This window comes from Deinococcus roseus, assembly GCF_014646895.1.
Classification (GTDB): domain Bacteria; phylum Deinococcota; class Deinococci; order Deinococcales; family Deinococcaceae; genus Deinococcus_C; species Deinococcus_C roseus.
Map to the genome: position 1 here is coordinate 44,712 of NZ_BMOD01000020.1, position 21,981 is coordinate 66,692.

Consider the following 21,981-nt stretch of genomic DNA (forward strand, 5'->3'; position numbering starts at 1 on the left):
GCCTTCTGCCAAAACAAACAGCCAGCCTTTCAGGGCTGGCTGTTGTGTTTGCTGTTGTGTTTGCTGTTGTTTTGAGTTTGATTCAGTCCCAGATTTCTGCGAAGTCCACTTTCAGCTCGTTGCCGTGGGCCGGGCTGTTGGACAGGGGAACATCGCTGCGCAGGCGTTCCAGGGAAGCCACCAGGCACTTTTTGCTTTCATCGTTGTGCATCAGGGTGACCGGTTTGGAGTACACCATGCTGTCGTGCAGAATGTTGGTGGTGAGATTGCTTGCCAGGATCACGAATTCCTCGTCGGACAGCTCCTGTTTGACTTCTACGCTGTAGTTGTTGATCTTCATGTGGCCAGCTCCTGTCCCTCGGGGGTGTTGGGGTGCAGACCCGGAGGTCCGGCACCTGTGGAAGTGTTGAGGTGTGGATGATGCAGCATCCAGAAGAGAATGTGTCCGAAGAGTTTCTGCCTCTGTCTCTACCTCTGTGTAGCAATTTTGGGCTGACAGCCTTCTTACTATGTACTCAGAATGTAACGAAATTTTCGTGCCAAATGACAGAAAAGCCGGTGTCAGCGTGAAACTTTGGTTTGATGTCAAACGAAGCTGCTTGCATGGATTAAGCCACTTCACGCATGCACCCTGGATCCAGAATGTGCAAGGCTGACCCCAGGATGTCCCTTTCTGATGTTTCCCCTGAAGACCGCAGTTTGTTCAGCCCCAGCTACCGCAATGTCACCATTGGCCTGCTTCTGACCATCCTCACCACTGCCTTTGAAGCCATGGCAGTGGCCACCATCCTGCCAGAGGTGGCGAAATCTCTGGATGGCCTGGGTTATTACGGCTGGGCCTTCAGTGCTTTTTTGCTCAGCAACATCATCGGGACCATTGTGGGAGGCGAGCTGATTGACCGCCTGGGTTCAGCAAAGCCTTTTGCCATTTTTCTGCTTTTGTTTGGACTGGGGCTGCTGGCTGCAGGTTCTGCATCTCACATGTGGGTGTTCATTCTGGGCCGATTCTTGCAGGGCTTTGGTGCAGGGGGTTTGAATGCTGTGCCCTTCAGCATCATGAGCCAGCTTTACCCGGACCACCTGAGGGCCAAACTGCTGGCCAGCATTTCCAGTGCCTGGGTGTTGCCCTCGCTTTTTGGACCCCTTCTTGCCAGTTCAATTGCTGCAGCATCTTCCTGGCATGTGGTGTTTTACAGTGTGATTCCCTTGCTGGTGCTGGTGTCTGTGCTGACCATCCCAACCCTGCAGCGTTACACCCATCCCAGTGAAAATCCTGCACCTTTCAACATGGTGCGGTTTCGGTCCAGTGTGCTGCTGGCCGTGGGCGCTGCGGTGATGCTGGCTGGACTGGGGTTGCAGGGAAGTTTCTGGATGCTGCCTGTCACCTTGCTGGGCCTGGTTTTGACAGGTTTTGCTTCCAGAGGCATTTTTCCTGCAGGCCTGTTGAGGTTTGCCAGGGGGATTCCCTCTGGAATCATTGTACGGGGCTGCAGTGCTTTTGCCTTCTTTGGGGCGGAAGCCTTCATGCCACTGGGTTTGATTGAGATTCAGAAATTCAGTGTGACCCAGGCGGGTTTGCTCTTGACGGTGGGCGGGGTGTCCTGGTCCATTGGTTCCATTTTGCAGGCCCGCATGGACTCCCGTGCTGGACCAGAGCAACGGGAGTTTCGGGTCAGGACAGGAATGGCCCTGCTGAGCACTGGGATTGCCATTGCCGGTTTAAGCATTGTGGGATGGCTCCCTGGCTTGCTGGTGGTTGTGGGCTGGGCCATGTCTGGACTGGGGATGGGACTGGGTTACGCCACCAACAGCCTGATCATCCTGGGACAGGTGAAAGAAGGGGAATCGGGCAAGGTGTCCTCGCAGCTCAACAGTGCAGAGGTGCTGCTGGCCGCACTTTCTGCAGGCATTGGAGGCGCACTGGTGGCCTGGGGAAAAACCGCAGACCTGACCCTGGACGTGCCCCTCAAACTGACTTTTCTGATTCTGGTTGGGGTGTCCTTGCTGACCTGGGTGGCAGGGAGACGGGTGGTGGAGTCAAGCTAACCCGCCCGGATGTCCAGCAACCCATGCTGGTTGAGCATCACATTCAGGTCCCAGATTCTGGGTACAAAGCGGTAGTCCTGGCCCACGGCCACCGTGGGAATTCTGCGTTTGCCCGCCTGCACCTGTTCCAGCAGCATTGCAGCTTCCTCGTCCTGTTCGATGTCAATGTAGGTGTAGCGCACCCCGATGGTGTCCAGATAAGCGCGCAACCCCCGAACGTCGCTGCACCAGGAGGTGCCGTAAAGGGTGACTCTGGGCGGGGTGCTTTTTCTCATGTCAGGTTTCTCCTGAAAAGGGATTTACAGTCTGGGCACATCCAGTTTTTCCTGGGCCTGGGACACCAGGGCGTGGCTGTTGTGGTTGACGGAGCCGTCTGGGGTGAGCTGGTCAATGAACTGGGGCAGGTTCTGGGCCACCAGACTGAGCAGTTCGTTGCGTTCCATGCCGGTCTGGTCTGCCACCTGATCGATGTTTTCTGACCCCAGAGCGGATTCCAGTTCGGGAACCGTGATCTGAGCGTTGCTTCCGGTGCTGACCCAGCTTCCCACGGCGTGTTTGGTGCTGTCGTTGCCCCGCTGCAGTTTGGAGAGCAGGTTTTCCAGCCCACCAGATTGCTGCAGAAGCATGAAAAGGATTTTGAGGATGGTCCCATTGTTGTTGAGCAACTGTCCAAGCGAGTCAAGAAGTCCCATAGGGTCAGTCTAGGAAGCCTGCTGCTGCGACTCTTGGAGGTTTTTTACATTTGCTGGCATCTTTCTCTTGAGGGTTTGCTCATCAAGCAGATCTTGCAGAACAGGTATGCTGAATCTGTCTTACATCTCGAAGTTTCTCCTTCTGTGCAGGGGTTCTGTGGTGTCCAGAGTTGTCCCGTTGAGGGTTCCCCCTAGACAAAAAACTGGATACGGCCTAAAATTATACTTAGTTCAATTATCTTAAGAGGAGATGACCTCATGAAAGTAAAAACCGCTGCCGTGATCGGGGCAGGAACCATGGGTGCGGCCATCGCGGCCCACCTCGCCAATGCTGGCATTCCCACCCTGCTGCTGGACATTGTGCTTCCTGACCAGAAAGACCGCAATTTCCTGGCCAAACAGGGCCTGGACCGTGCCCTCAAAGCCAGCCCTGCTGCCTTCATGGACAGGGACCGCGCCAAATTGATCAAAATTGGCAACCTGGAAGACAACCTGAAAGACCTTGCAAAGGTGGACTGGGTTGTGGAAGCCATCATTGAAAAACTGGATGCCAAAAAAGCCCTCTGGGAAAAACTCGATGGTCTGGTGAAACCCTCCACCATCGTTTCCAGCAACAGTTCGGGCATCCCCATGCACCTGCAAATTGAAGGCCGCAGCGATGCTTTCAAACGCCAGTTTGTGGGCACCCACTTCTTCAACCCGCCCAGATACCTGCACCTGCTGGAAGTGATCCCCACCCCCAGCACCGACCCTGAAGTGGTCCAGACCATCTCTGAATTCGGAGACAAAGTGCTCGGAAAAGGCATCGTGAATGCCAACGATGTGCCCGGTTTTGTGGCCAACCGCATCGGGGTGTATGGGATGGTGCGCACCCTCAAACACATGCACGACACGGGCCTCTCCATTGATGAGGTGGACGCCCTGACCGGACCCATCATGGGCCGTCCCAAGAGTGCCACCATGCGCACTGCAGATCTGACCGGACTGGACGTGCTGAGCCACGTTGCCGGAGATTTGCAGAAAGCCACCCCCGAAGATGAGGATTTCACCCTCACCCCCATGTTCCAGACCCTGATCCACAGCAAATGGCTGGGAGACAAAACGGGACAGGGCTTCTACAAAAAGGTCAAGGAAAACGGCAAGAGCGTGATCCTGACTTTAGAGCCTGAAACCATGGAGTACGTCAACAAGGGCAAAACCCGCCTTGCAGAACTGGAACCCCTCAAAGGCCTGCCTCTGCCAGAACGCATCAAGGGTTTGACCCAGCTGAATGGCAGGTACGGCGAATTCATGCGCAAGGTCATGATGGACACCTTCTGGTACTCTGCCAAGATGGCCGGAAATGTCTCCAACACTGTTGTGGACATTGACAACGCACTGAAGTGGGGTTTCGGCTGGGAACTGGGTCCTTTTGAAACCATGGACGTGCTGGGCGTGCAAAACGTGGTGGCCTACCTTGAGAAAGACGGCCGCACCCTGCCCCCCCTGCTGCAAGCCATGAAAGACAGTGGTCGCACCTCGTTCTATCAGGACGGTGAAGTGGTCGATGTCAAGGGACAGCCCGAAAAATACCAGGCCCCCTACATGATCCTCAAGGACCTCAAGAAAGATGCCACCAAAGTGGTCAAATCCCGCCCTGGAGCCAGCCTGCTGGACATTGGCGATGGGGTGCTGCTGCTGGAATTCCACAGCAAGATGAACAGCCTGGGTGAAGACGCCATTAATATGGTGTTCACAGCACACAAAATCATCGAGGAACAGGGCTTTGTGGGCCTCGTGATGGGCAACCAGGGTGACAACTTCAGTGCAGGAGCGAATTTGCCCCTGATCCTGCTGAACGCCCAGAACGGTGACTGGGACGAAATCGACATGGCGATCCGCCAGTTTCAGCGTGCCACCACCTCCCTGCGGTTCAGTCCCCATCCCACGGTGGTGGCCCCTTTCAATCTGGCCCTTGGTGGAGGATGCGAATTCTCCCTGCACGGCGACCACACCCAGGCCAGCGCAGAAACTTACATGGGTCTGGTGGAGGTCGGCGTGGGCCTGCTTCCCGGTGGTGGCGGAACCAAAGAAATGTACCTGCGTTTCGTGGACGAGCTGCCTGCCAATGCTCCTCTGCTGCCTGCCCTGCAACGTGCCTTTGAGACCATCGCACTGGCCAAAACCAGCACCAGCGCACTGGAAGCCAAAAAACTCGGTTACCTGCGCGACAGTGACGGCATCAGCATGAATCGGGACCGCCTGATTCAGGACGCCAAAGCCAAAGTGCTGGAACTCTCCCGCAACTACGTGGCCCCCACCCCCAGACAGGACATCCCCGTGATGGGCGAAAACGGCTACGCAGCCATCCAGAGCGCCCTTTACGGCATGGTGGAAGGTGGATTTGCCAGCGAACATGACCGTGAAGTCTCCCTGGCCGTGGCCCGTGTGCTCTGCGGTGGCCGCACCAACAACAGAAATGCCCGTGTGAGCGAGCAATTCCTGCTGGATCTGGAACGCGAGAACTTCCTGTACCTGTGCGGCAAGCGCAAGACGCAGGAAAGAATCGCTCATATGCTGAAAACAGGGAAGCCACTGAGGAATTGATGGGGGATTTGCCGAGGGCTGAGCGCCGAGCGCCGAGGGCAAAATGCTAGAGATGAAGCGACTGAGTGCAGAAGGATATTTTTCTTTCGAAGACTACGAAGTTTACCACCTCGCATTGGACCTTTCAGCACAGGTGTACAGGTTGACGGCTGGTTTTCCAGAAGTGGAACGGTTTGGTTTGACCAACCAATTGCGCAGGGCAGCAAACTCAATTGCCCTGAACATTGCGGAGGGGAGAGGCAGAGGAACAGACCGGGAGTTTGCAAGGTTCCTCCTGATCAGCAGAGGTTCGCTCTTTGAAGTGGTGAGCGGTTTTCATCTGGCGGTCAGGCTGGTATTTCTGCAGGAAGGAGAAGTCAGGGAGATGTTTCAAAAAGCCCATACGCTTTCAGGGAAACTCTCTGCACTTGTCCACAAGCTCTCGGCCCTCGGCTCTCGGCCCTCAGCCTGAACAAGGAGAAGTATTATGCGCGAAGCTGTCATCGTAAGCGCCGTCCGCACCCCCGTGGGCCGCGGCATCAAAGGAACTTTAGCGAACACCCGTCCAGACGATCTGGCTGCCCTTGTGCTTGAAGAAGCCGTCAAGCGTGCTGGAATCGACAAATCGCTGGTGGAAGACGTGTACCTGGGGTGTGCCATTCCCGAAGCGGAGCAGGGCCTGAACATTGCCCGTCTGGCTGCCTTGCGTGCAGGTTTTCCTGACACCACAGGGGGCGTGACCATCAACCGGTTCTGCTCCTCGGGTCTGCAGACCATTGCCATGGCAGGTGCTGCCATCCAGACCGGGCAGGCCGATGTGATGCTGGCTGGAGGCGTTGAGTCCATGAGCATGGTGCCCATGAGCGGACACAACCCCAGCCCCAACCCTTCCCTGATGGACACCCGTCCCGGTGCCTACATTGGCATGGGCCTGACGGCAGAGAACATTGCTGCCAAATACGGGATCAGCCGGGAAGACCAGGACAGATTTGCCCTGGCCAGCCACAGCAAAGCGGCAAAAGCCCAGGAAGAGGGCAAATTCAAAGACGAAGTGGTGCCTGTGCCTGTCCGTGTGGACAGATACAAGGGCACCAAAGTGGTCAGTGAAACCCTCCTCTTTGAGAACGACGAACTGATCCGCAAAGATGGCAGCCTGGAAACCATGGCTGGCCTGAAACCCGCCTTCAAGCAGGGTGGAAGTGTGACTGCAGGAAACGCCAGCCCTTTCAGCGATGGTGCTGCTGCCGTCCTGATCATGAGCCGCGAGAAAGCCGATGAACTTGGATTGCAGCCCATCGGGCGCTTCCTGGGTTTTGCTGTGGGTGGTGTGGAACCCGAGTACATGGGCATCGGTCCCATCAAAGCCGTGCCCAAAGTGCTGCAACAGGTGGGCCTCACCATCGATGACATCGACCTCTTCGAGCTGAACGAGGCTTTTGCTGCGCAGGCCCTGGCCGTGGTCCGTGAACTGGGCATCCCAGAAGAAAAACTCAACGTGAACGGCGGAGCCATTGCGCTGGGTCATCCCCTGGGTTGCTCTGGAGCCAAGCTCACCGCCACCATCCTGCACGAATTGAAACGCCGTGGAGGCAAGTATGGCGTGGTCACCATGTGCATCGGTGGAGGCATGGGGGCTGCAGGGGTTTTTGAGGCGTTGTAAGCAATAAAGATTTCTGCGGGTCAAGATCCCCCTGGCGTTCGAGGCTGTCCCCCTTATTAAGGGGGATTTCTCTTGTTGGACAGCAGAAAAGGTCCCTCAGCAGCTGGAGGGACCTTTAAAGCACATGGACCTGTCAAACCAGTTGCCGTGCTCCAAATTTGCGGGTGAACTCCTCCAGATACAGTTTGGGAATCTGCAGTTCTTTTTGCAGTTCCACATCTGAAGGAATGTGGTATCCCCAGGTGGCCCAGGTGGCTTTGGTGAAGCCGTTTTGCTGTGCCACCTGAATGTTGGGCAGGTTGTCGTCTATGAAAACAATCTGGTCTTTCTGGACGTTTTCAAAGAGGGCAATCTGGTTCAGGGCCTGAATCTTGTCTTTCTGGCTGCCGAAGATGTGCTCCTCAGGGATGTACACGCCCAGGCTTTTCAGGATGAGCTGGATGGAAGGGGTGTCCTTTGCAGACACGATGTAGAGCTTGTGGCTGCGGTTTTGCAGCACCTCCCCGATTCTGGGGTACAGGGTGTGCATGGCCAGCCAGCGTTCTTCGTGCTGGGTCTGGAAGGTCTGCCTGAGGGTTTCGAAATGGCTTTCAAAGCGGGCTTTAAGGGCAGCATCAATGCTGTCGTAATGGGTCTTGAAGTCTTCCTGGGTCTGAAAATCAATGTTTTCCTGCAGGAAGGGCACAATGAAATGTCCGTTGTGGCGCACAAAGTTGCGGTTGGCTGCAAAGCTGGCCTTGAAGGCATCAGGAATGCCGATCAACTGGCTTTCGTCCAGGTCAGAGGGGCTGTTCTGGTGCCAGGCATTCCAGGCAATCAGCAGGCATTCATTGAGTCCGTCGCAGATCACGCCATCAAAATCAAGGGCTAAAATCATGGGCATCCTTTCCAGAAAAAACCAGAGGCGCACAAGTGCACGCCTCTGGTTGTTGGGGTCTCAAACAATGATGGGTTCTGCGGGGTAGCCACCGTTGTGGTAGCTCTTCACGGCGCTGAAGACGGCTTTCATGAATTTGCCGCTCTCGCTGTAGTAGGAGCAGGTGATGATGTTCTTGTCGGTCACCACGTCTGCTTCGATCACGGTGGCTCCAGCGTTGACCACATCGTCCTTGAGGCCCACGTAGGCGCAGGTCAGTTTGTTGCGCAGCACGCCAGCGGAAACCATGATCCAGGGGCCGTGGCACAAACCTGCAACCACCTTGTTGGCCTCGTCCATGCTCTTGACGAAGTTCAGCACGCGTTTGTCCTGGCGCACACGGTCGGGGGCTTCGTGGCCGCCGGTCAGGATCACCACGTCGTATTTGTTCACAGCGTCTTCTGCAGCCAGATCGTTGAAGGAGATGTTGGGCAGGGAGCGCTTGTCCATGGGCACGGTGATGCCGTACTTGCCGGTCACCAGTTCGCCGTCTTTGGTGGCGATGTCCACTTCCCAGCCTTCTTCTTTGGCGCGGTAGTAGGTGTAAACGATGTCGTGGTCTTGAAATCCAGGTCCGGTGATGATGACAGCTTTGGGCATGATGTGTTCCTTTCGGTGCCTTAAAAAGGCAAGGTGAATGGGTTTGAAGTGTTTTGAGATGGGAGAATCAGTGGGGTGCGCTCAGCGGGATTTATCGTGTCTTGCGGATGCGCAGGCCCATCATGGGGGTGTCAATGCCTGTGGGGGTGGTGTGCTGCAAGTTGATCACCACGGGTCCGCCCAGCAGGTGGTCTTCGATGCCGAGTTTCACGAACAGGAAATCCTGAGCGCCGGGCTGCAGTTCTGCAAAGTCTTCAATGCTGAACAGGTAGCGCTGGTTTTCGTCTTCGGCCCTGAGCTTGCAGGAATAGTTGAAGCGGCTTTCGAAGGTTTGCATCTCGGGGAGGTTCAGGTCGAAACGCTGGGTGGTTTCGTACCCCATGGATTCCCTGCCATAAGCGTCTTTGATGCGCACCAGATCGAATTTGTTTCTGGGGTTTTCCACTTCAATCAGTTCCAGGTTCTCTGTGGCAGAAATGTTGCGGGTGGAGTGGAACACCCCCCGGTCAATGTGGATGTACGAGCCAGCAGAGATCACTTCTTCTCGGTCCAGGGAAGCCAGGATGCCTTCACCGCTCAGGCAGATCAGGATGGTTTCCTTGCGGGGGTGACAGTGCACGGAGGTGCGCTGTGCGGGCTTGATGGTCAGTTTCCAGATGTCAAAGAAAGGGTCGCAGTAGGTGCGAAATTCGTACCCCCAGGGCTTTTCGATGAGTCCATCCAGATAGCCATCGTCTTGAAATGATTCGTTCTTCAGTGCGGAGTAAGCAATGCTCTGTGTGATGTAATCAATATCGTTGGCAGTAAGCTCAAACTTATTGCCGGGTAAATTCTTGAGGCTCAAGATCTACCTCCTTTTAATAATAGACACAGTGAATAGACACAGTGATTCGCTGGATGCCAATGTCAATGGACATGCTCCCCTACATAAAATCACCACCTTGTATTAAGTTTGCCTGTGGAGGATTGCCCTCGCTCGGTCTCGGTAAATGTAATACATCCGGCTAAAATTGTCAATCATTCCTTACATTTATTAAGATGCTGTCTTTAAATTAAAAACGACAATATTCAATGACTTCACACTGGTCATGTGAATTCATTGAATGAGAAAAAGATATGTTTTGTGTTTGTTGTTTCTTTAAAGAACAACAAAAAAGGTGAAAGGGGTGTTTTTGCACAGCCTTCCAGCAGAGGCAAATCTGCAGCTCAGCAAAGCCTGGGCTGGAAAAGAAGCCTCACTCGGGCTGGAACAGGGTGCCTTTCAGAAGCCCTGAGATGCTGTGAAACGCCAGCAGTCCCACCAGAAACGCCAGCAACACGCCACCTGCAAGGCCCACCCAGTGGAGCGCCATCACCCCACTGAGGTGTGCGTATTCCTGCAAGGCCAGCAGCACGGCAGCCATTGGCATGGCATAGGCCCACCAGGTCCAGTTGAAAGGTGTTCTGATCACTGCTGGAAGACCGGGCAGCACCCACACAGCAAAAAGCAGAGAAGCATAAACCAGAATGCGGTCCACCTCCTGCAGTTTTCCGGTCAGGGCCACGTGGGCCAGAAAAGCCACAGCAGGAGGGGCCATCAAGATGGCCTGCAGGGGCTGCAGAAACACCGGACCTGCAGGATTCAGCAGGGTGCGCTGAACAATCAGGGGCAGCAGAACCAGCCATTGCAGCAGTCCAGCGCTGAAAAAGAACCAGGAGGTTTCGGTCCAGCCCAGACGAACGCCCAGCAAGGGCACCATCAGGCAGGCAATGGGAGGCACCACCCAGATGGGGGACAGGTGCTCCAGCGAAAATCCTGTGCGGGACCAGCGAACCCAGGTGGTCGCGGTGAGGGCTGCAGTCAGAACGGTTCCTGCTCCAGCCAGAATGCCAGCCAGAATCTGCGAAGACGGGAGGGCCGCTTCTGCCAGCAACAGCAAACTGATGGGCACTTGCCCTGCAAAGCCGTGTCTGACGGGATGAAGCAGATCCTGTTTGACTGCGTCAGGGTGCAGGAGGATTTTCGAGACGTAAATGGCACCAACTCCGGCAAAAACCAGACCTCCAGCGATCAAAACCCCTTCAGCAGGAGCAGTGAAAACCGAATAAGTCTGGGAAAGGGAGCGCCAGGTCAGGCCCAGGCCACTGATGCCCATCACGGAAGCGAATATGGGTATGGGGACATGCTTCAGGATGGATTGTGGCTCGCGAATGCGTTCCATGTTGAAAAATCACCTTCCGGACAAAAAATATAAAGGGTGACTGCCCGTTATACGCAGCCACCCTGGTGTTTAAAGACCTGCAGAAAACATGTGTTTTCGCAGAACATCTGAAAATGTGAAGTGCAGTGTTGTTTGGGATGATTTGATTCATGGGTATTGGGTAAAACAGAGTCATTGGGTAAAACAGAGTCATTGGGTAAAACAGAGTCATTGGGTGAAACAGAATTGCGGCAGAAATTGAAAACAACAGAAGAGCAAAGAAGTCTGGGGAAGAAAGCCTGTCAGACCTGTGGATTACAGGTCTTGCAGGATGATGCGGTTTTCGGTGAACACAGGGATCAGCAGGCGGTTGCGTTTGCTGTCATAACCGATGTCTGCGGGGGAGGGCACGTTGTTCAGCAGCACGGTGTTTTTGCCATCTGCACCCAGGGCATAAATGGTCTGGGTGTTCCAGCTGGAGACCAGAAAACGGTTCCCCACCCACAGCAGTCCGTCCAGACCGCCATCGGGAAGCTGACCGAGTTTGCTGTGTTTGTCTGCATTCAGGGCGTACACTTCACCGGAACCGAAGGGAGCAACCACCACGGTGCCGTCTTTTTGCACCAGCAGGCCGTTGGGGTGGGCGAGTTGCTCACCTTTGGCCAGCACAGTGGCTTTGCGGTCTTTGCCAATTTTGAAGATGGCATCGGTGCCGGAAGGTTTGAATTCAGGCAGGAAACCGCTGTCTGAAACGTAAACATTGCCCTGTGCATCGGTGGCGATGTCGTTCAGGAAGGTGCTGCCTCCCAGCACGATGTTGCGCAGAAACTGTCCGGTTTTGCGGTTGAACAGGCGCACGGTGTCGATGTCTGCCACATACAGGATGTTCCCGACCACAGCCAGGCCTTTGGGGGAATGCAGGGTCACGCCGTTGCTGCCCCCGGCAATCCAGCGGGCATTGAGGATCTGTCCATCGGGAGAGACCTGGGCAATGAAGCCGTTGTTGTCTTTTGCAAACGGATCACCGTTGATGTTGGACACCAGGTAAAGGTCGGTTTTGGCGTCATAGAGCACGGATTCGGGGGTTTGCAGGCCAGGGACCTGGATGGTTCTGGCCTGGGCCAGACCGAGGGTCAGCAGGGCAGAAAGGGCAAGAAGGGATTTCATAAAACCTCCAATGTGGGGTTGGGTCCAGCAGGGCCAGAACCGTTGAGCATCAAAGTGACGCATGTCAGTATGCCGAACAAACAAAGTTGGGCTTTTGACGGCGGTCACAGAAAAGCCAGTGTACTTTCTTTTGTGGTTTTCCGAAAGCGTGAACTTTTCTTTTGAAGGAATCGGAAAAATCTTGTGCAGAACAGAAAAAGCGCTGGAATTTCCCTGAAAATCCGGGACCCACTTTGTCTTTCAGGTCCCGGATAGGTGCTTTTCCTTATGCGCCAACAGGCTGGGCCTGCAGCAGTTTCACCACAGCCTCGGCCACGCCAGCAGAGGAAGCGGGGTTCTGGCCGGTGACCAGACGCTCAGAAACCTGCACATTGCTCTGGAAGTTGGCGGCGGGGATGTGTTTGGCTCCACGCTCCACCAGTTTGCTTTCCAGCAGGAAGGGAACCACATTGGTGAGGTTCACAGCAGCTTCTTCCTGGTTGGTGAAAGCAGCCACGTTTTTGCCTTTGACCAGGAATTCACCGTTGGAGAGGCGGATGTTCACCAGACCAGCAGGTCCGTGGCACACAGCGGAAACCACACCGCCTTTTTCGTAGATCTCGGCGGCAATGCGGGCCAGGGCAGCGTTGTCTGCAAAGTCCCACATGGTGCCGTGGCCGCCCACATAGAAGATGGCGTCGTAAATGCCGGGTTGCACCTGATCGGTGGTGAGGGTGTTCTCCAGTTTGCCTGCCACTTCGCTGTGCTCCAGGAAGGATTTCTGCTGGGGATCGTCCAGTTTAAGACCATCAAAGGGGGGCTTGCCGCCTTTGGGGCTCACGAAATCAATCTGGTAGCCGTGCTGCTTGAACACATGGAAAGGGTGGGCTGCTTCGGGAACGTAAAAGCCAGTCTTGCGAACGCCACCGAGGTCATCGTGGCTGGTCAGAACGAACAGAATGCGTCTGGTCATAAAGGTCTCCTTGCTCCGTTCAGGTGCAGTCAGGCTTTTGGGCAACACAAGAGCTGCCCAGCGTGCCAGAAGCACTTGAGTGAGGAATCAAACTTCTAAAGTGGGGAAGATCAGGAGGCGGTCTGCGGTGCATCCGTCCTCTCTGCAGAACACTATAGGTGCCCTGATACCCAAATTCAAATGATGGATTGCTATACTGTCCATAACTTTTTTTATGGACAACCTGAACCAGCTTCGCTCTTTTTTGACGGTCTACCGGGTGGGATCCATCACCCGTGCGGCAGAAGCCCTTCATTTGACCCAGCCTGCAGTGACCCGGCAACTGAGGCAACTGGAAGAACGCATGAGCCGCCAATTGTTCACCCGGGTGCCCCGTGGCATTGTGCCCACTGCTGCAGCGCACGAACTGGCCCGGCGCATTGGCACCCACCTGGACGCCCTGGATTTGCTGGCAGAATCCCTCAAACTGGGAAGCCAGAGTCTGGCAGGCACCGTTTATGTGGGAGGGCCAGCCGAATTTCTGGGGGCCAAGGTTTTGCCCTCCCTCTCAGATTTGCATGAGGAGAACATCCTGCTCAGAATCCGCCTGGGAGCCCCGGAAGTGCTGGTGCAGGACTTGCAGGCTGGGGCACTGGATCTGGTGGTTTCTACGGTGCGGATCAGCAACCCGGAACTGGAAAGCCGCACGCTTTATCTGGAAGAACTGGTGCTGGTGGGCAGCGCCTCCTGGGCAGAAAAAATCCCACGCAAAACTCTGGTGGCTGCAGAGGTGCTCAAGCAGATCCCCCTCCTGAGCTACGCAGAAGATTTGCCCCTGCTCAGAAGGTACTGGCGGCAGGTGTTCGGATCCCTGCCCAGCGCGACGGCTTCACTGGTGGTGCCAGATTTGCGTGCCCTGGTGGAGGTGGCGGCCAGCGGAGGAGGAGTCACGGTTTTGCCCAGGTATCTGGTGGAGGATTTGCTGGTCCAGGGCGACCTGATGGAACTGCTGCACCCCCTCAAACCTCCGGTCAACCAGTTGCATCTGGTCTGGAAAAGGGACACATCTTTGCATCCCAGGGTGATTTATGTGAAAGAACGGCTGGAGCGGGCCTCAGAGCGCTGGTGAAGTTTGTTTTGCACGCTCCAGACAGGCACTGTAAAGGCTCTGAATTTCTGCATCGCTTAAAGGAATCCCGAAAAATTCCCGCAGTTTTGCTGTGAAGCTTTGCAGGTCCAGCAGGTTTTCACTGCTGCCTTCCACCCATTTGTGGTCGGTCAGGTAATGCTTCCCCGACTGCACCTGAAACCCGCAGAACATCTTTTTCCGGAAGCCCGATTCTGCAGAGGTGGAATAAAAATGGCACATCTCCTGAAAGGCTTCCAATGCATGTTCTTCTTCCGTGAAGACATAAAGGGGTTTGCCTGCCTGCAGGTCATGGTAGGTCCAGAGTTCGCCTTCTTTTTGAAGGGTGCAGCCATTTTCCTGGTGACCCTCAAGCAGTGGAAAGGGATGCACGCTGCCATCGTTGAAACCCACATCCACCAGATAATCCTGCCCCTTCAGGCGCACTTTTAAGGCGAGGTGGGCAAAGGGCGGAGCGAGGGTGCCATCTCCCTTGAAAGGTTGCGTCATGATCAGGCGCACATCGTACCCCAGGGTTTGCAAGAGCCAGCCAAAAGCACTGTTCAACTCATAACAGAAGCCGCCCCTTTTGCGCTTTAAAATTTTGTCCAGCAGTGCATCCCTTCGCAAATCAATGGGCTGGTTCAGGTGCAAACTCAGGGTTTCAAAAGGAACATGCTTCAGGTGCTGTTCTTGCAAATGGCGCAGGTTTTGCAGGCTGGGAGGCGCTTCAGGGGCATGGATTCGGGCCAGATAAAGCGTGAGGGACATGTCTGATTGTTTCAGCATTGGTCCGCATCCTTTGCTGCACGCATCACCATTGCATGGGTGTCAGGGGTGTTGACCTGCAGCAAATTCCTCCATCAGAAACTGCCGGATTCTGCGCTCGATGATGTCTTTTGCCCCCAGACGGCGCTTCAATTCTTTTTCCAGTGCACCTGTGGGAATCAGGTTCTGGGGGGCACGGCGGTCCTTGAAAGACTCGCTGGCCAGCCTGGACAGCAGTTCCCCGGAGAAGTCGGCCACCAGACGGATGGCTGGAGGCAGGTCCTCAAAGTCACTGGGAGCGTAGGCTTCCACACGCACCAGACCCCCATAAGACTGCATGTAAGGGGGCATTGCGGCCAGACGGACATACCAGGAATAGCGGGCGTAAGACTCCCCCTCGTACTGGAAGTAAAAAATGGGTGTGCGCTCTTTTGGACGCAATTGGGCCAGAATCCGCTGCTCGGTGGGGGGCAGGAAGTGGGTGTACTGGGTTTTCACAATCCCGAACACCAGTTTCTCGGGGTTGTCTTTGCGCAACCGGCCATCCTGAAAGACCACGCTTTTCAACTGGATGGGTTTGACCGACACCTCCTCAATGCCAGAACTCAAATCATGGGAGAGTTGCTGCTCCAGATTCAGCATCAGGTTCTGCAGGCCGTTCAGGGGGGTGTGGATTTCGTTTTCTCGCTCGGTGTGCGCCGAAAACAACAGTTCAGGACACTGCCCGGCCAGAGGGGCCAGCCTGAGCGGTTCAGGATGGTAGCCTCCTCCTGCCACCAGAATGCGCTGGCTGTCCAGGTATTTGAGTCCTGCAGGACGCAAACCCAGCGGATGCAATTCCACTGCACCTGTGGCAATGGCCCCCAGACCTCCAAAAACCACCCGCTCCTGGTCCTCGATGGTGACGTTGGCGTAAAGCTGGCGGGTGCCATCCACGATGTAAACGTACTCCAGGCTGGCCGGGATGGGATTGCAGGGCATGGCCTGCCAGTCTGGGCCTTCCACAAAGTGAATTTCCGATTTGGTGCGAGGCTCTAAAGCCTGAATTTGGGGCTGGTCTGCACTCCAGGGGTCCAGTCGTAAGCGCATGTGTTTTCCTCTTCAGAACTGAAAAATTCAGTGAATTTCAGTTCGCTTTTCTGTAAGCATCATACCTGAAGCCACCACAAAAGCATGGGGACTGCAAAAACAGAGGTTACAAAAATGAAACATCTGCCAAAAGGCGGAGCACAGGTTTGACCAGAATGCTGATCAGAATGTATATTTCAGCCCATCCTTCCGCCAGAATCTTCCCTTAACATGTGACAGTGATGGTTTTTTTCAGATGGTTGTGGGAGATGCGGGATTCAAGCTGGTTTGGTTTGTTTTTTTCACTGGTTTTGCTGCTGCTGATGGGAGGTTCAGCAGGGGTTTACTCTGAAGTTCTGGAAGACCAGAAACAGGCCCTGAAGGAGGCTTTTCTGAACCGGGTGCCCATGTGGGGCAACCGGGAGAGCAAGATTGTGCTGGTGGAATTTGCAGACCTGAACTGCTCAGACTGCAAAACTTTACACCAGACCGTGTTTCAAAAAACCATTGAATACTACGTGCAGTCTGGCCGGGCGGTGTACTACTTTGTGGATGTGGGCATGCTGGGGAAAGACAGTGCCTACGGAACCCGCTTTTCCTACTGCCTGCAAAAACATGACCCGCAGCAGATCCAGACGTTCATTGACCGGATTTATGCCACCCCTGGACAGCACTGGAACGCCAGCAAATACCACTCCCTTTACCTCTCCATGCAGGGACAGCACCTCCCTGAAATCAAACGCTGCACAGGATCTCGCGCAGCTCAGGCTTTTCTGGAAGAGAACCAGCGCCGCATGAAGAAAAGCCAGGTGCAGCAGGTGCCCGCCCTGTCCATCAATGACCGCCTGTATCCCTACCATCCCAAAGCTGTGGAACGCGGCTTGCAGGACCTGAGTGGCTGGCTGGTCAGCAGCCTCAAAGTTCAGCCGGGCCATCAGGCTGTCTTTTGAGAACAACCTGACGGCTTTTGAACTTTCTACTGCGTTGATCAGTGAAATGGAAGGATGCGCCAGGATCCTTCCATTTCAAAAAACACCCTTCAGAGATCAAACCTCTTGTTCTTCTGTCACAGGCTCTAAATCTACTGAATTTGCTCCATCATCTGCAGGTTGCTGTCCAGCATGTTGATGCCCTTTTTGGCATCTGCCAGCAGCAGGCCGCCTCCGGGCATGGAGGTGATGTCCATGGGGGTGCCAAACTGCTGTTTTTTGACCACCTTCCAGCTTTTCAGGTCCACCTTGCTGACCCACCCGGAGCGGTCTGACAGGTAAGCCTGACCACTCGCCACCGTGATCTTGTCGGGGTGACCCTCCAGGGCCAGTTCCCGGGTGACTTTGTTGCCCTGCAGTTCCAGCAACCTCCCTGCATGGTCCAGCACCAGCACACCCGATCCATAAGCGCTCAGGGCCACAGGTTCCCCTTCCACATTCAGGGTGTTCTGCACCTGCAGGGTGGCTGGATTCACCAGGAAGATTTTGCCCTGGGTGTGGTGGGTGACCAGGAGCAAATTCCCCTGCTGCAAGATGGCATCCATGAATTCCTCACGGGGTATCTCCTGGGTGGGGGCCAGTTTGATTTCGGTGGTGTAGCCATCTTCCCGGATGAAAGTCAGGAAACCACTGAGGGCACACTTCACAAAAATCTGACCGTTGCGCACACTGAGACCACTGGCTCCAGCATGGATTTTGTGGGTGCGTTCCACACTGCGGGTCTGCACATTGATCACCGTCAGTTGCTGGTTGGCGGTGTCCAGCAGATAAACCCGATCCCCTTCAGCCACACCTTCTGTGAAGTAAGGGGCTTGTTCTGTGGGAACCGGGATGCCTGTGGCTTTGCCGTCCTCATCCAGAACCACCACCGGGGTTTTGCTTTCTGTGCTGTTGGCAAAGACCACATTCTTGCCCGCACTGACCACCACACTTGGATCCGGGGCCAGACGCGCACTGGCAGAGGGGGTCAGCAGGCTTCCCACCCACAACACCCCGGCCACCGTTGCCGCCAGTCCCACACCCCACCACTGCAAGGACAGGGCACGCTTCTCAGGGGCATTTTTTTTGGCACTGGACAGCAAGTTGCTTTTCATTTCTGCTGGAGGATGGGTTCTGGGTGCACTGTGGGGCAGTGCAGTGACCACCAGGTCCATGTCCTCTGCATAATCGTGACAGTCCGGGCACTCGTCCAGATGCCGTTGCAATGCGCTCTGGTCTTCTGCTGGGAGGTTTTCGGTCAGGCGTTCCACCACCAGGGTCTGGGCCTGCTCGCAACTGAGGCCCCCATGCAAACGGGCAAACAACCCTGATTTGAGGTCAGCTGGCGCTTCCTGAACTTCAGTGACCAGCAAGCCCAGAAAGACCTCCTCCAGGTCTCTGGCATAGGCGTTGCAGTCCACGCAGGAATCCAGGTGAGCAAGAACTTCGGGATCGCTGTGCAGGGGAGACCCCTGGGACAGCAATTCCGCAATCCTCAGTTGTGCATCCTCACACTTCATCCGCGATTCCTTTCAGGCCAGCACGCAATCTGTCCAGCGCATACTTCAGGCGGCTTTTGACGGTGCCAATGGGCACCCCCATGGCTTCAGCGATCTCCTCACGGGACTGGCCTTTGAAATAGGCCCTTTCCACGGTCTCCCGGTGGGCCTCACTGAGTTGAGAGAGGGCCTGCCTGACCCGGTAGCCCAGCGCATCCAGTTCTGCCCGTTCCTGCAAAGAGAGGTTGGGGTCCTCGAAGGGCAAAAGTTCGCCCTCCTCGTTGTAAATGTCGCCTTCGTATTTGCGTTTGCGCAGGGTGTCAATGGAAAGGTTGCGCACCATGGTCATGAAAAAGGCCGCAAAACTGGCCCTGCCGGGATCAAAACTTCTGGGGTTGTTCCAGATTTTGAGGAAGGCGTCTTGCACCACTTCCTGGGCAGCATCCTGATCTTCGAGGGTGCGCAGTGCCAGCCCGTATGCAGCGTTCACATAACGGTCGTACAATTCTGACAGGGCGCTTTCATCCCGTTTCTCAAAACGGACGATCAGCTCTGCGTCTGAAATGGGAGTAGACATCTTCATCAGTGTACGGGCAGTCAGGGCGAGCATCAAACACTCCTCATGATCCAGGTACGCAAACAGGCCCTGCAAAAGTTCAAACAAAAGCTCAAAACAGCCTTCAAAGTTCCAGCAGCCCGGCCTTCTCCTCAACCCACCACACCGCGCAACCAACACAGCACAAGGAGCAACAATGTCCATTGATTCAGAACATGACCTGCTGGGCATGCAGCATGCCGGAAAAGTCGTTGCAGAAGCTTTGAAAGCCATGCAAAACGCCATTGAACCCGGAGTGACCCCTGCAGAATTGGATGAAATCTGCGGTCAGGTCTTCCGCAAATACGGAGCAGAATCTGCCCCCAGACAGGTGTATGGTGCCCCCGTCCATGCCTTCATCAGCGTCAATGAAGACGTGGTGCACGGCCTCCCCACCCCCCACCCCCTCAAAGCTGGAGATGTGGTGAAACTGGATGTCACCCCTAACGTGCAGGGCTACATTGCCGATGCTGCCATCACCGTGGCAGTGCCTCCGGCTTCCCCCCAGGCCCTGAAACTCATTGCCTGTGCAGAAGCTGCTTTTCAGGCCGCCATGCGGGTCGCCACAGCAGGGAAGCCCATCCATGTGATCGGACGGGCCATTGAACAGGAAGTCACTTCCAGAGGGTTTACCGTACTCAGGGAACTCTCCGGGCACAGCGTGGGCAAGACCATCCACGAGCAACCCTCGGTGCTGAATTATTACCACCCCAGAGACCGCTACATGCTGCACGAGGGTCTGGTGCTGGCCATCGAACCCCTGATCAGCGCAGGCCGCAGGGGCCGGGTCAAAACCCTCTCAGATGGCTGGACCCTGTCCACCACCGATGGCAGCCTGAGTGCGCATTTTGAGCACACCGTGGTGATCACCCAGGGCAAACCGATGGTGCTGACAGCCTGAGTTGTGTTTATTGCAGGTTCGCAGCTGCAAAGGGTGTGGCCACCAGATCGCACCACAGGACCACGCTCTTGTAGTCTGCTGCATTGACGCCTTCGGGCAGCTTGAATTCAAATTTCCCACTGAATTTCTTCAGGCCGCCCAGTACCACGTAGGTGCCTTCGGTTTTCTTGACCTCGGCTTTGTTCATCACGGCTTTTTTGTACAGCCAGACTTTGAGGTCGGGGGCGGCTTCTGTCTTGAGGTCGGTGATGGTCAGTTTGCCATCTGCGATGGAGACATGTCCCATGGAGGGGGCTTCCAGACTCACGAAGGAACCGCTGAGGCCGTGCATCATGTCGCCCATCATTTCGTTTTTGCCTGCATCCATTTTGCCTGCGTCCATTTTTCCCATGTCCATCATGTTGCTCATGTTGTGGTCGTGCAGATTCACTCCTGCAAAAGGGGTGGCTACCAGATCGCACCACAACACCACGCTCTGGTAGCTGTCAGGATTGACCCCTTTGGGCAGTTTGAAGCTGAAATCTCCGCTGAATTTCTTCAGGCCACCCACCACCACGTACTCGTTTTTGGTCTTTTTGACATCTCCTGCAGCGCTTACAGCTTTTTTGTATAGCCAGACTTTCAGATCCGGGGCGGCTTCGGTTTTCAGACCCTTGATGTGCAAGGTGTAGGTGCCATCCTGATTTTTTTGGAAGTCCACGCTGCCCTGGGTGGGAGCATGCAGGCTCTTGAAGGTGAGTTGTTCCATGCTGTCCTGCATGCTGTTCATGTTGTCTTTCTGCATGTTGTTCTGGGCGTAAACCACAGCAGGTGCAGCAGCGAGGGACAGACCGAGGACCAGCAGGATTTTGTGGATGTTTTTCATGGGGACTCCTTGTTGAAGGCATGGTTGCCAGACCCTTTGCACGTTCAGGTGCATTCAAAGGGGTATGAGGGATTGAATTTTGATTGGGGTTTATCTGGATTTCAGGTTGAACTGGACCATCACATCGGTGGCGTCATCTGCGCCTGGAATGTTGATGTGGTGGTCTTTCAGCACCACATCGAATTTGGTGGTCACGAAGATGGTTTTGCCATCAAAACGCACCTTGATGGGGGCCTTGAGGGGTTTTACCACCCCTTTTAAAGCAAAGCTGCCTTCTGCAAAGCCTTGCAGTTCTTGCCCTGCCTGCAGCTTTTTGATGCCCGAGATGCGGGAGATTTTGAACTCTGCGCTCGGGTGCTCTGCCACCCCCAGGAAATTGCGGGCGTGCTCGTCGCGCAGGGCAATGCCGGTGTTCAGGGAGCGCAAATCCACTTTGATGGATCCGCTGATTTTTTGCAGGTTGGCAGGGTCAAAAGACAGGTCGGCCTGCACATCCGGGGTTTCTCCGGGAACGGGAATCAGGGTCACTCTGAAATTGAAATTCGCCATGGAATTGCCGGTGATGGTGTAATGCATGGGTGCAGCAAAAGCGGCACTGGACAGCAAAAGCACCAGTGGAAGTTTCTTCAAGGTCACTTCCTCCTTTCAGGGGGAGATACGGGAGGGGGAAGGAAAAAGGTTCAAAGGAAAATTCTTGTACCCGGTACAGGGTTGTGGGCCAGTGGTCAGCTCCTGATGGCATTCTGACCATTTGTAATCAAAACTTGAAAAAATGTTTCAAATCGTTCAGAATTTTAATGAAAACTTTGTTTTTGTAGACAACTATACCCTTTGTGTTATCTGCAAGTAATGATATGATAAAGCAGTAATAGATTGGATAGAAACTGTCCTTTAAACTGTAACCACAGTTTTTCTGGATAAAGGTAGGTTTCACATGCACATCTGCAGTTTTTCCGCCAAAACCACCGCACCAGCTCAGGCCATCTGGCAACTCTGGATCAATCCCAAACACTGGTCCCGCTGGGACAGCACCATCCAGAGTGCAGAACTCTCTGGGCCTTTCAAACAGGGGGCCACAGGCACCATCACCCATCAGGACGGCACCAGCACCCGGTTTTCGGTGATCTCCTGTGACATGCTGCAGAACCTGGTGCTTTCCATGCCTTTGGGCATGGGGGTGGAACTGCTGATCAAACGGGAATGGAAACAGGAAACCGGACAGGTGCTGTTCAGGCATGAAGTTTCCCTGATGGGTCCAGCGCTGGGCAAACTGATGCATGCAGGGCGCAAAGAAGCCCTGAAAAAGTCCACCCTGGAGACCATGGAAAAAATGCTGCAACTGCTGGAAGGAGAGGCGGGCAGTCAGGAAAACCCCTCCGGGACCCAGAAGCCCGCCCTGTGAAGTCTGCTTTATGAAGCCTGTCCATCCAGGAT

23 protein-coding genes are annotated in these 21,981 nt (G+C 55.0%); 8 read left to right on the forward strand and 15 right to left on the reverse strand.

The genetic code is table 11. The features are described 5' to 3' along the window. Positions 1-82: 82 nt before the first annotated feature. On the reverse strand, positions 83-340 hold the full coding sequence (locus IEY52_RS19615) for a hypothetical protein (protein WP_189005675.1): 258 nt from the start codon (positions 338-340) through the stop codon (positions 83-85). Between the two features lie 323 nt (positions 341-663). Here IEY52_RS19615 and IEY52_RS19620 point away from each other — a divergent pair, with 323 nt between their 5' ends. Beyond that, on the forward strand, positions 664-2,046 hold the full coding sequence (locus IEY52_RS19620; protein ID WP_189005677.1) for an MFS transporter: 1,383 nt from the start codon (positions 664-666) through the stop codon (positions 2,044-2,046). Here the strand turns inward: IEY52_RS19620 and IEY52_RS19625 are convergent. Further along, complete coding sequence (locus IEY52_RS19625) at positions 2,043-2,321, reverse strand: glutaredoxin family protein (RefSeq protein WP_189005679.1); 279 nt, start codon at positions 2,319-2,321, stop codon at positions 2,043-2,045. The two genes, IEY52_RS19620 and IEY52_RS19625, sit on opposite strands and share 4 nt — an antisense overlap. A 24-nt stretch (positions 2,322-2,345) precedes the next feature. After that, positions 2,346-2,738 (reverse strand): YidB family protein, encoded by a 393-nt coding sequence (locus tag IEY52_RS19630; protein WP_189005681.1) that lies wholly within the window; start codon positions 2,736-2,738, stop codon positions 2,346-2,348. Positions 2,739-2,996: 258 nt separating this feature from the next. Between IEY52_RS19630 and IEY52_RS19635 the strand changes: the two genes are divergently transcribed. The 3 genes from IEY52_RS19635 to IEY52_RS19645 are packed head-to-tail and all read left to right on the forward strand — an operon-like array spanning position 2,997 to position 6,963. Beyond that, positions 2,997-5,324, forward strand: a complete 2,328-nt coding sequence (locus tag IEY52_RS19635; protein ID WP_189005683.1) for a 3-hydroxyacyl-CoA dehydrogenase/enoyl-CoA hydratase family protein — start codon at positions 2,997-2,999, stop codon at positions 5,322-5,324. 52 nt (positions 5,325-5,376) lie between these two features. Beyond that, the gene (locus IEY52_RS19640) at positions 5,377-5,775 is read left to right on the forward strand and encodes a four helix bundle protein (protein ID WP_189005685.1); all 399 of its coding nucleotides are present in this window, start codon (positions 5,377-5,379) and stop codon (positions 5,773-5,775) included. A gap of 15 nt (positions 5,776-5,790) precedes the next feature. Beyond that, a complete protein-coding gene (locus IEY52_RS19645; RefSeq protein ID WP_189005687.1) occupies positions 5,791-6,963 on the forward strand; it encodes a thiolase family protein in 1,173 nt (390 codons plus the stop codon). A 133-nt stretch (positions 6,964-7,096) separates the two neighbouring features. Here IEY52_RS19645 and IEY52_RS19650 read toward each other — a convergent pair whose 3' ends face one another. The 6 genes from IEY52_RS19650 to IEY52_RS19675 form a co-directional block, all read right to left on the reverse strand. Beyond that, entirely contained in the window at positions 7,097-7,840 is a 744-nt protein-coding gene (locus IEY52_RS19650; protein WP_189005689.1) for an HAD family hydrolase, read from the reverse strand. A 60-nt stretch (positions 7,841-7,900) separates the two neighbouring features. Continuing rightward, positions 7,901-8,479 (reverse strand): DJ-1/PfpI family protein, encoded by a 579-nt coding sequence (locus tag IEY52_RS19655; protein ID WP_189005691.1) that lies wholly within the window; start codon positions 8,477-8,479, stop codon positions 7,901-7,903. Between the two features lie 91 nt (positions 8,480-8,570). Continuing rightward, positions 8,571-9,323 (reverse strand): cupin domain-containing protein, encoded by a 753-nt coding sequence (locus IEY52_RS19660; RefSeq protein WP_189005693.1) that lies wholly within the window; start codon positions 9,321-9,323, stop codon positions 8,571-8,573. 391 nt (positions 9,324-9,714) lie between these two features. Then, positions 9,715-10,680 (reverse strand): SLAC1 anion channel family protein, encoded by a 966-nt coding sequence (locus IEY52_RS19665; RefSeq protein WP_189005695.1) that lies wholly within the window; start codon positions 10,678-10,680, stop codon positions 9,715-9,717. A 294-nt stretch (positions 10,681-10,974) separates the two neighbouring features. Continuing rightward, complete coding sequence (locus tag IEY52_RS19670) at positions 10,975-11,826, reverse strand: SMP-30/gluconolactonase/LRE family protein (protein ID WP_189005697.1); 852 nt, start codon at positions 11,824-11,826, stop codon at positions 10,975-10,977. Positions 11,827-12,091: 265 nt separating this feature from the next. Then, a complete protein-coding gene (locus IEY52_RS19675; protein WP_189005698.1) occupies positions 12,092-12,778 on the reverse strand; it encodes a type 1 glutamine amidotransferase domain-containing protein in 687 nt (228 codons plus the stop codon). Between the two features lie 214 nt (positions 12,779-12,992). On the opposite strand from IEY52_RS19675, the gene IEY52_RS19680 reads away from it, so the two are divergent. Further along, on the forward strand, positions 12,993-13,886 hold the full coding sequence (locus tag IEY52_RS19680; protein WP_189005700.1) for a LysR family transcriptional regulator: 894 nt from the start codon (positions 12,993-12,995) through the stop codon (positions 13,884-13,886). Here the strand turns inward: IEY52_RS19680 and IEY52_RS19685 are convergent. Next, a complete protein-coding gene (locus IEY52_RS19685; protein ID WP_189005702.1) occupies positions 13,872-14,672 on the reverse strand; it encodes an arylamine N-acetyltransferase family protein in 801 nt (266 codons plus the stop codon). The genes IEY52_RS19680 and IEY52_RS19685 overlap by 15 nt on opposite strands. 42 nt (positions 14,673-14,714) lie before the next feature. Continuing rightward, positions 14,715-15,740 (reverse strand): DNA double-strand break repair nuclease NurA, encoded by a 1,026-nt coding sequence (locus IEY52_RS19690; RefSeq protein WP_189005704.1) that lies wholly within the window; start codon positions 15,738-15,740, stop codon positions 14,715-14,717. Positions 15,741-15,961: 221 nt separating this feature from the next. On the opposite strand from IEY52_RS19690, the gene IEY52_RS19695 reads away from it, so the two are divergent. Then, positions 15,962-16,669: a DsbA family protein gene (locus IEY52_RS19695; RefSeq protein WP_189005706.1), complete on the forward strand. Its 708-nt coding sequence runs from the start codon at positions 15,962-15,964 to the stop codon at positions 16,667-16,669. A gap of 131 nt (positions 16,670-16,800) precedes the next feature. On the opposite strand, the gene IEY52_RS19700 is transcribed toward IEY52_RS19695, so the two are convergent. Both IEY52_RS19700 and IEY52_RS19705 read right to left on the reverse strand, forming a co-directional pair. Further along, the gene (locus IEY52_RS19700; protein WP_189005708.1) at positions 16,801-18,207 is read right to left on the reverse strand and encodes a zf-HC2 domain-containing protein; all 1,407 of its coding nucleotides are present in this window, start codon (positions 18,205-18,207) and stop codon (positions 16,801-16,803) included. Then, on the reverse strand, positions 18,197-18,763 hold the full coding sequence (locus IEY52_RS19705) for an RNA polymerase sigma factor (protein WP_189005710.1): 567 nt from the start codon (positions 18,761-18,763) through the stop codon (positions 18,197-18,199). The genes IEY52_RS19700 and IEY52_RS19705 overlap by 11 nt, the downstream gene beginning before the upstream one ends. 175 nt (positions 18,764-18,938) lie before the next feature. Here IEY52_RS19705 and map point away from each other — a divergent pair, with 175 nt between their 5' ends. Next, positions 18,939-19,682, forward strand: coding sequence for a type I methionyl aminopeptidase (map, locus tag IEY52_RS19710; RefSeq protein WP_189005712.1), 744 nt, complete (start codon positions 18,939-18,941; stop codon positions 19,680-19,682). 7 nt (positions 19,683-19,689) lie between these two features. Here map and IEY52_RS19715 read toward each other — a convergent pair whose 3' ends face one another. Beyond that, positions 19,690-20,547 (reverse strand): DM13 domain-containing protein, encoded by an 858-nt coding sequence (locus tag IEY52_RS19715; RefSeq protein WP_189005714.1) that lies wholly within the window; start codon positions 20,545-20,547, stop codon positions 19,690-19,692. Between the two features lie 90 nt (positions 20,548-20,637). Then, entirely contained in the window at positions 20,638-21,177 is a 540-nt protein-coding gene (locus IEY52_RS19720) for a YceI family protein (RefSeq protein ID WP_189005716.1), read from the reverse strand. Positions 21,178-21,481: 304 nt separating this feature from the next. Between IEY52_RS19720 and IEY52_RS19725 the strand changes: the two genes are divergently transcribed. Continuing rightward, the gene (locus IEY52_RS19725) at positions 21,482-21,949 is read left to right on the forward strand and encodes an SRPBCC family protein (RefSeq protein WP_189005718.1); all 468 of its coding nucleotides are present in this window, start codon (positions 21,482-21,484) and stop codon (positions 21,947-21,949) included. Positions 21,950-21,981: the final 32 nt, after the last annotated feature.

Bases quoted from the DNA above. Each gene is read 5' to 3' on its own strand.
- IEY52_RS19625 (WP_189005679.1), bottom strand. From the start codon at position 2,321: ATGAGAAAAAGCACCCCGCCCAGAGTCACCCTTTACGGCACCTCCTGG.
- IEY52_RS19650 (WP_189005689.1), bottom strand. From the start codon at position 7,840: ATGATTTTAGCCCTTGATTTTGATGGCGTGATCTGCGACGGACTCAAT.
- IEY52_RS19655 (WP_189005691.1), bottom strand. From the start codon at position 8,479: ATGCCCAAAGCTGTCATCATCACCGGACCTGGATTTCAAGACCACGAC.
- IEY52_RS19635 (WP_189005683.1), top strand. From the start codon at position 2,997: ATGAAAGTAAAAACCGCTGCCGTGATCGGGGCAGGAACCATGGGTGCG.
- IEY52_RS19695 (WP_189005706.1), top strand. From the start codon at position 15,962: ATGGTTTTTTTCAGATGGTTGTGGGAGATGCGGGATTCAAGCTGGTTT.
- map (WP_189005712.1), top strand. From the start codon at position 18,939: ATGTCCATTGATTCAGAACATGACCTGCTGGGCATGCAGCATGCCGGA.
- IEY52_RS19690 (WP_189005704.1), bottom strand. From the start codon at position 15,740: ATGCGCTTACGACTGGACCCCTGGAGTGCAGACCAGCCCCAAATTCAG.
- IEY52_RS19700 (WP_189005708.1), bottom strand. From the start codon at position 18,207: ATGAAGTGTGAGGATGCACAACTGAGGATTGCGGAATTGCTGTCCCAG.
- IEY52_RS19705 (WP_189005710.1), bottom strand. From the start codon at position 18,763: ATGTCTACTCCCATTTCAGACGCAGAGCTGATCGTCCGTTTTGAGAAA.
- IEY52_RS19615 (WP_189005675.1), bottom strand. From the start codon at position 340: ATGAAGATCAACAACTACAGCGTAGAAGTCAAACAGGAGCTGTCCGAC.
- IEY52_RS19715 (WP_189005714.1), bottom strand. From the start codon at position 20,547: ATGAAAAACATCCACAAAATCCTGCTGGTCCTCGGTCTGTCCCTCGCT.
- IEY52_RS19725 (WP_189005718.1), top strand. From the start codon at position 21,482: ATGCACATCTGCAGTTTTTCCGCCAAAACCACCGCACCAGCTCAGGCC.
- IEY52_RS19675 (WP_189005698.1), bottom strand. From the start codon at position 12,778: ATGACCAGACGCATTCTGTTCGTTCTGACCAGCCACGATGACCTCGGT.
- IEY52_RS19630 (WP_189005681.1), bottom strand. From the start codon at position 2,738: ATGGGACTTCTTGACTCGCTTGGACAGTTGCTCAACAACAATGGGACC.
- IEY52_RS19640 (WP_189005685.1), top strand. From the start codon at position 5,377: ATGAAGCGACTGAGTGCAGAAGGATATTTTTCTTTCGAAGACTACGAA.
- IEY52_RS19670 (WP_189005697.1), bottom strand. From the start codon at position 11,826: ATGAAATCCCTTCTTGCCCTTTCTGCCCTGCTGACCCTCGGTCTGGCC.
- IEY52_RS19685 (WP_189005702.1), bottom strand. From the start codon at position 14,672: ATGCTGAAACAATCAGACATGTCCCTCACGCTTTATCTGGCCCGAATC.
- IEY52_RS19665 (WP_189005695.1), bottom strand. From the start codon at position 10,680: ATGGAACGCATTCGCGAGCCACAATCCATCCTGAAGCATGTCCCCATA.
- IEY52_RS19680 (WP_189005700.1), top strand. From the start codon at position 12,993: ATGGACAACCTGAACCAGCTTCGCTCTTTTTTGACGGTCTACCGGGTG.
- IEY52_RS19645 (WP_189005687.1), top strand. From the start codon at position 5,791: ATGCGCGAAGCTGTCATCGTAAGCGCCGTCCGCACCCCCGTGGGCCGC.
- IEY52_RS19620 (WP_189005677.1), top strand. From the start codon at position 664: ATGTCCCTTTCTGATGTTTCCCCTGAAGACCGCAGTTTGTTCAGCCCC.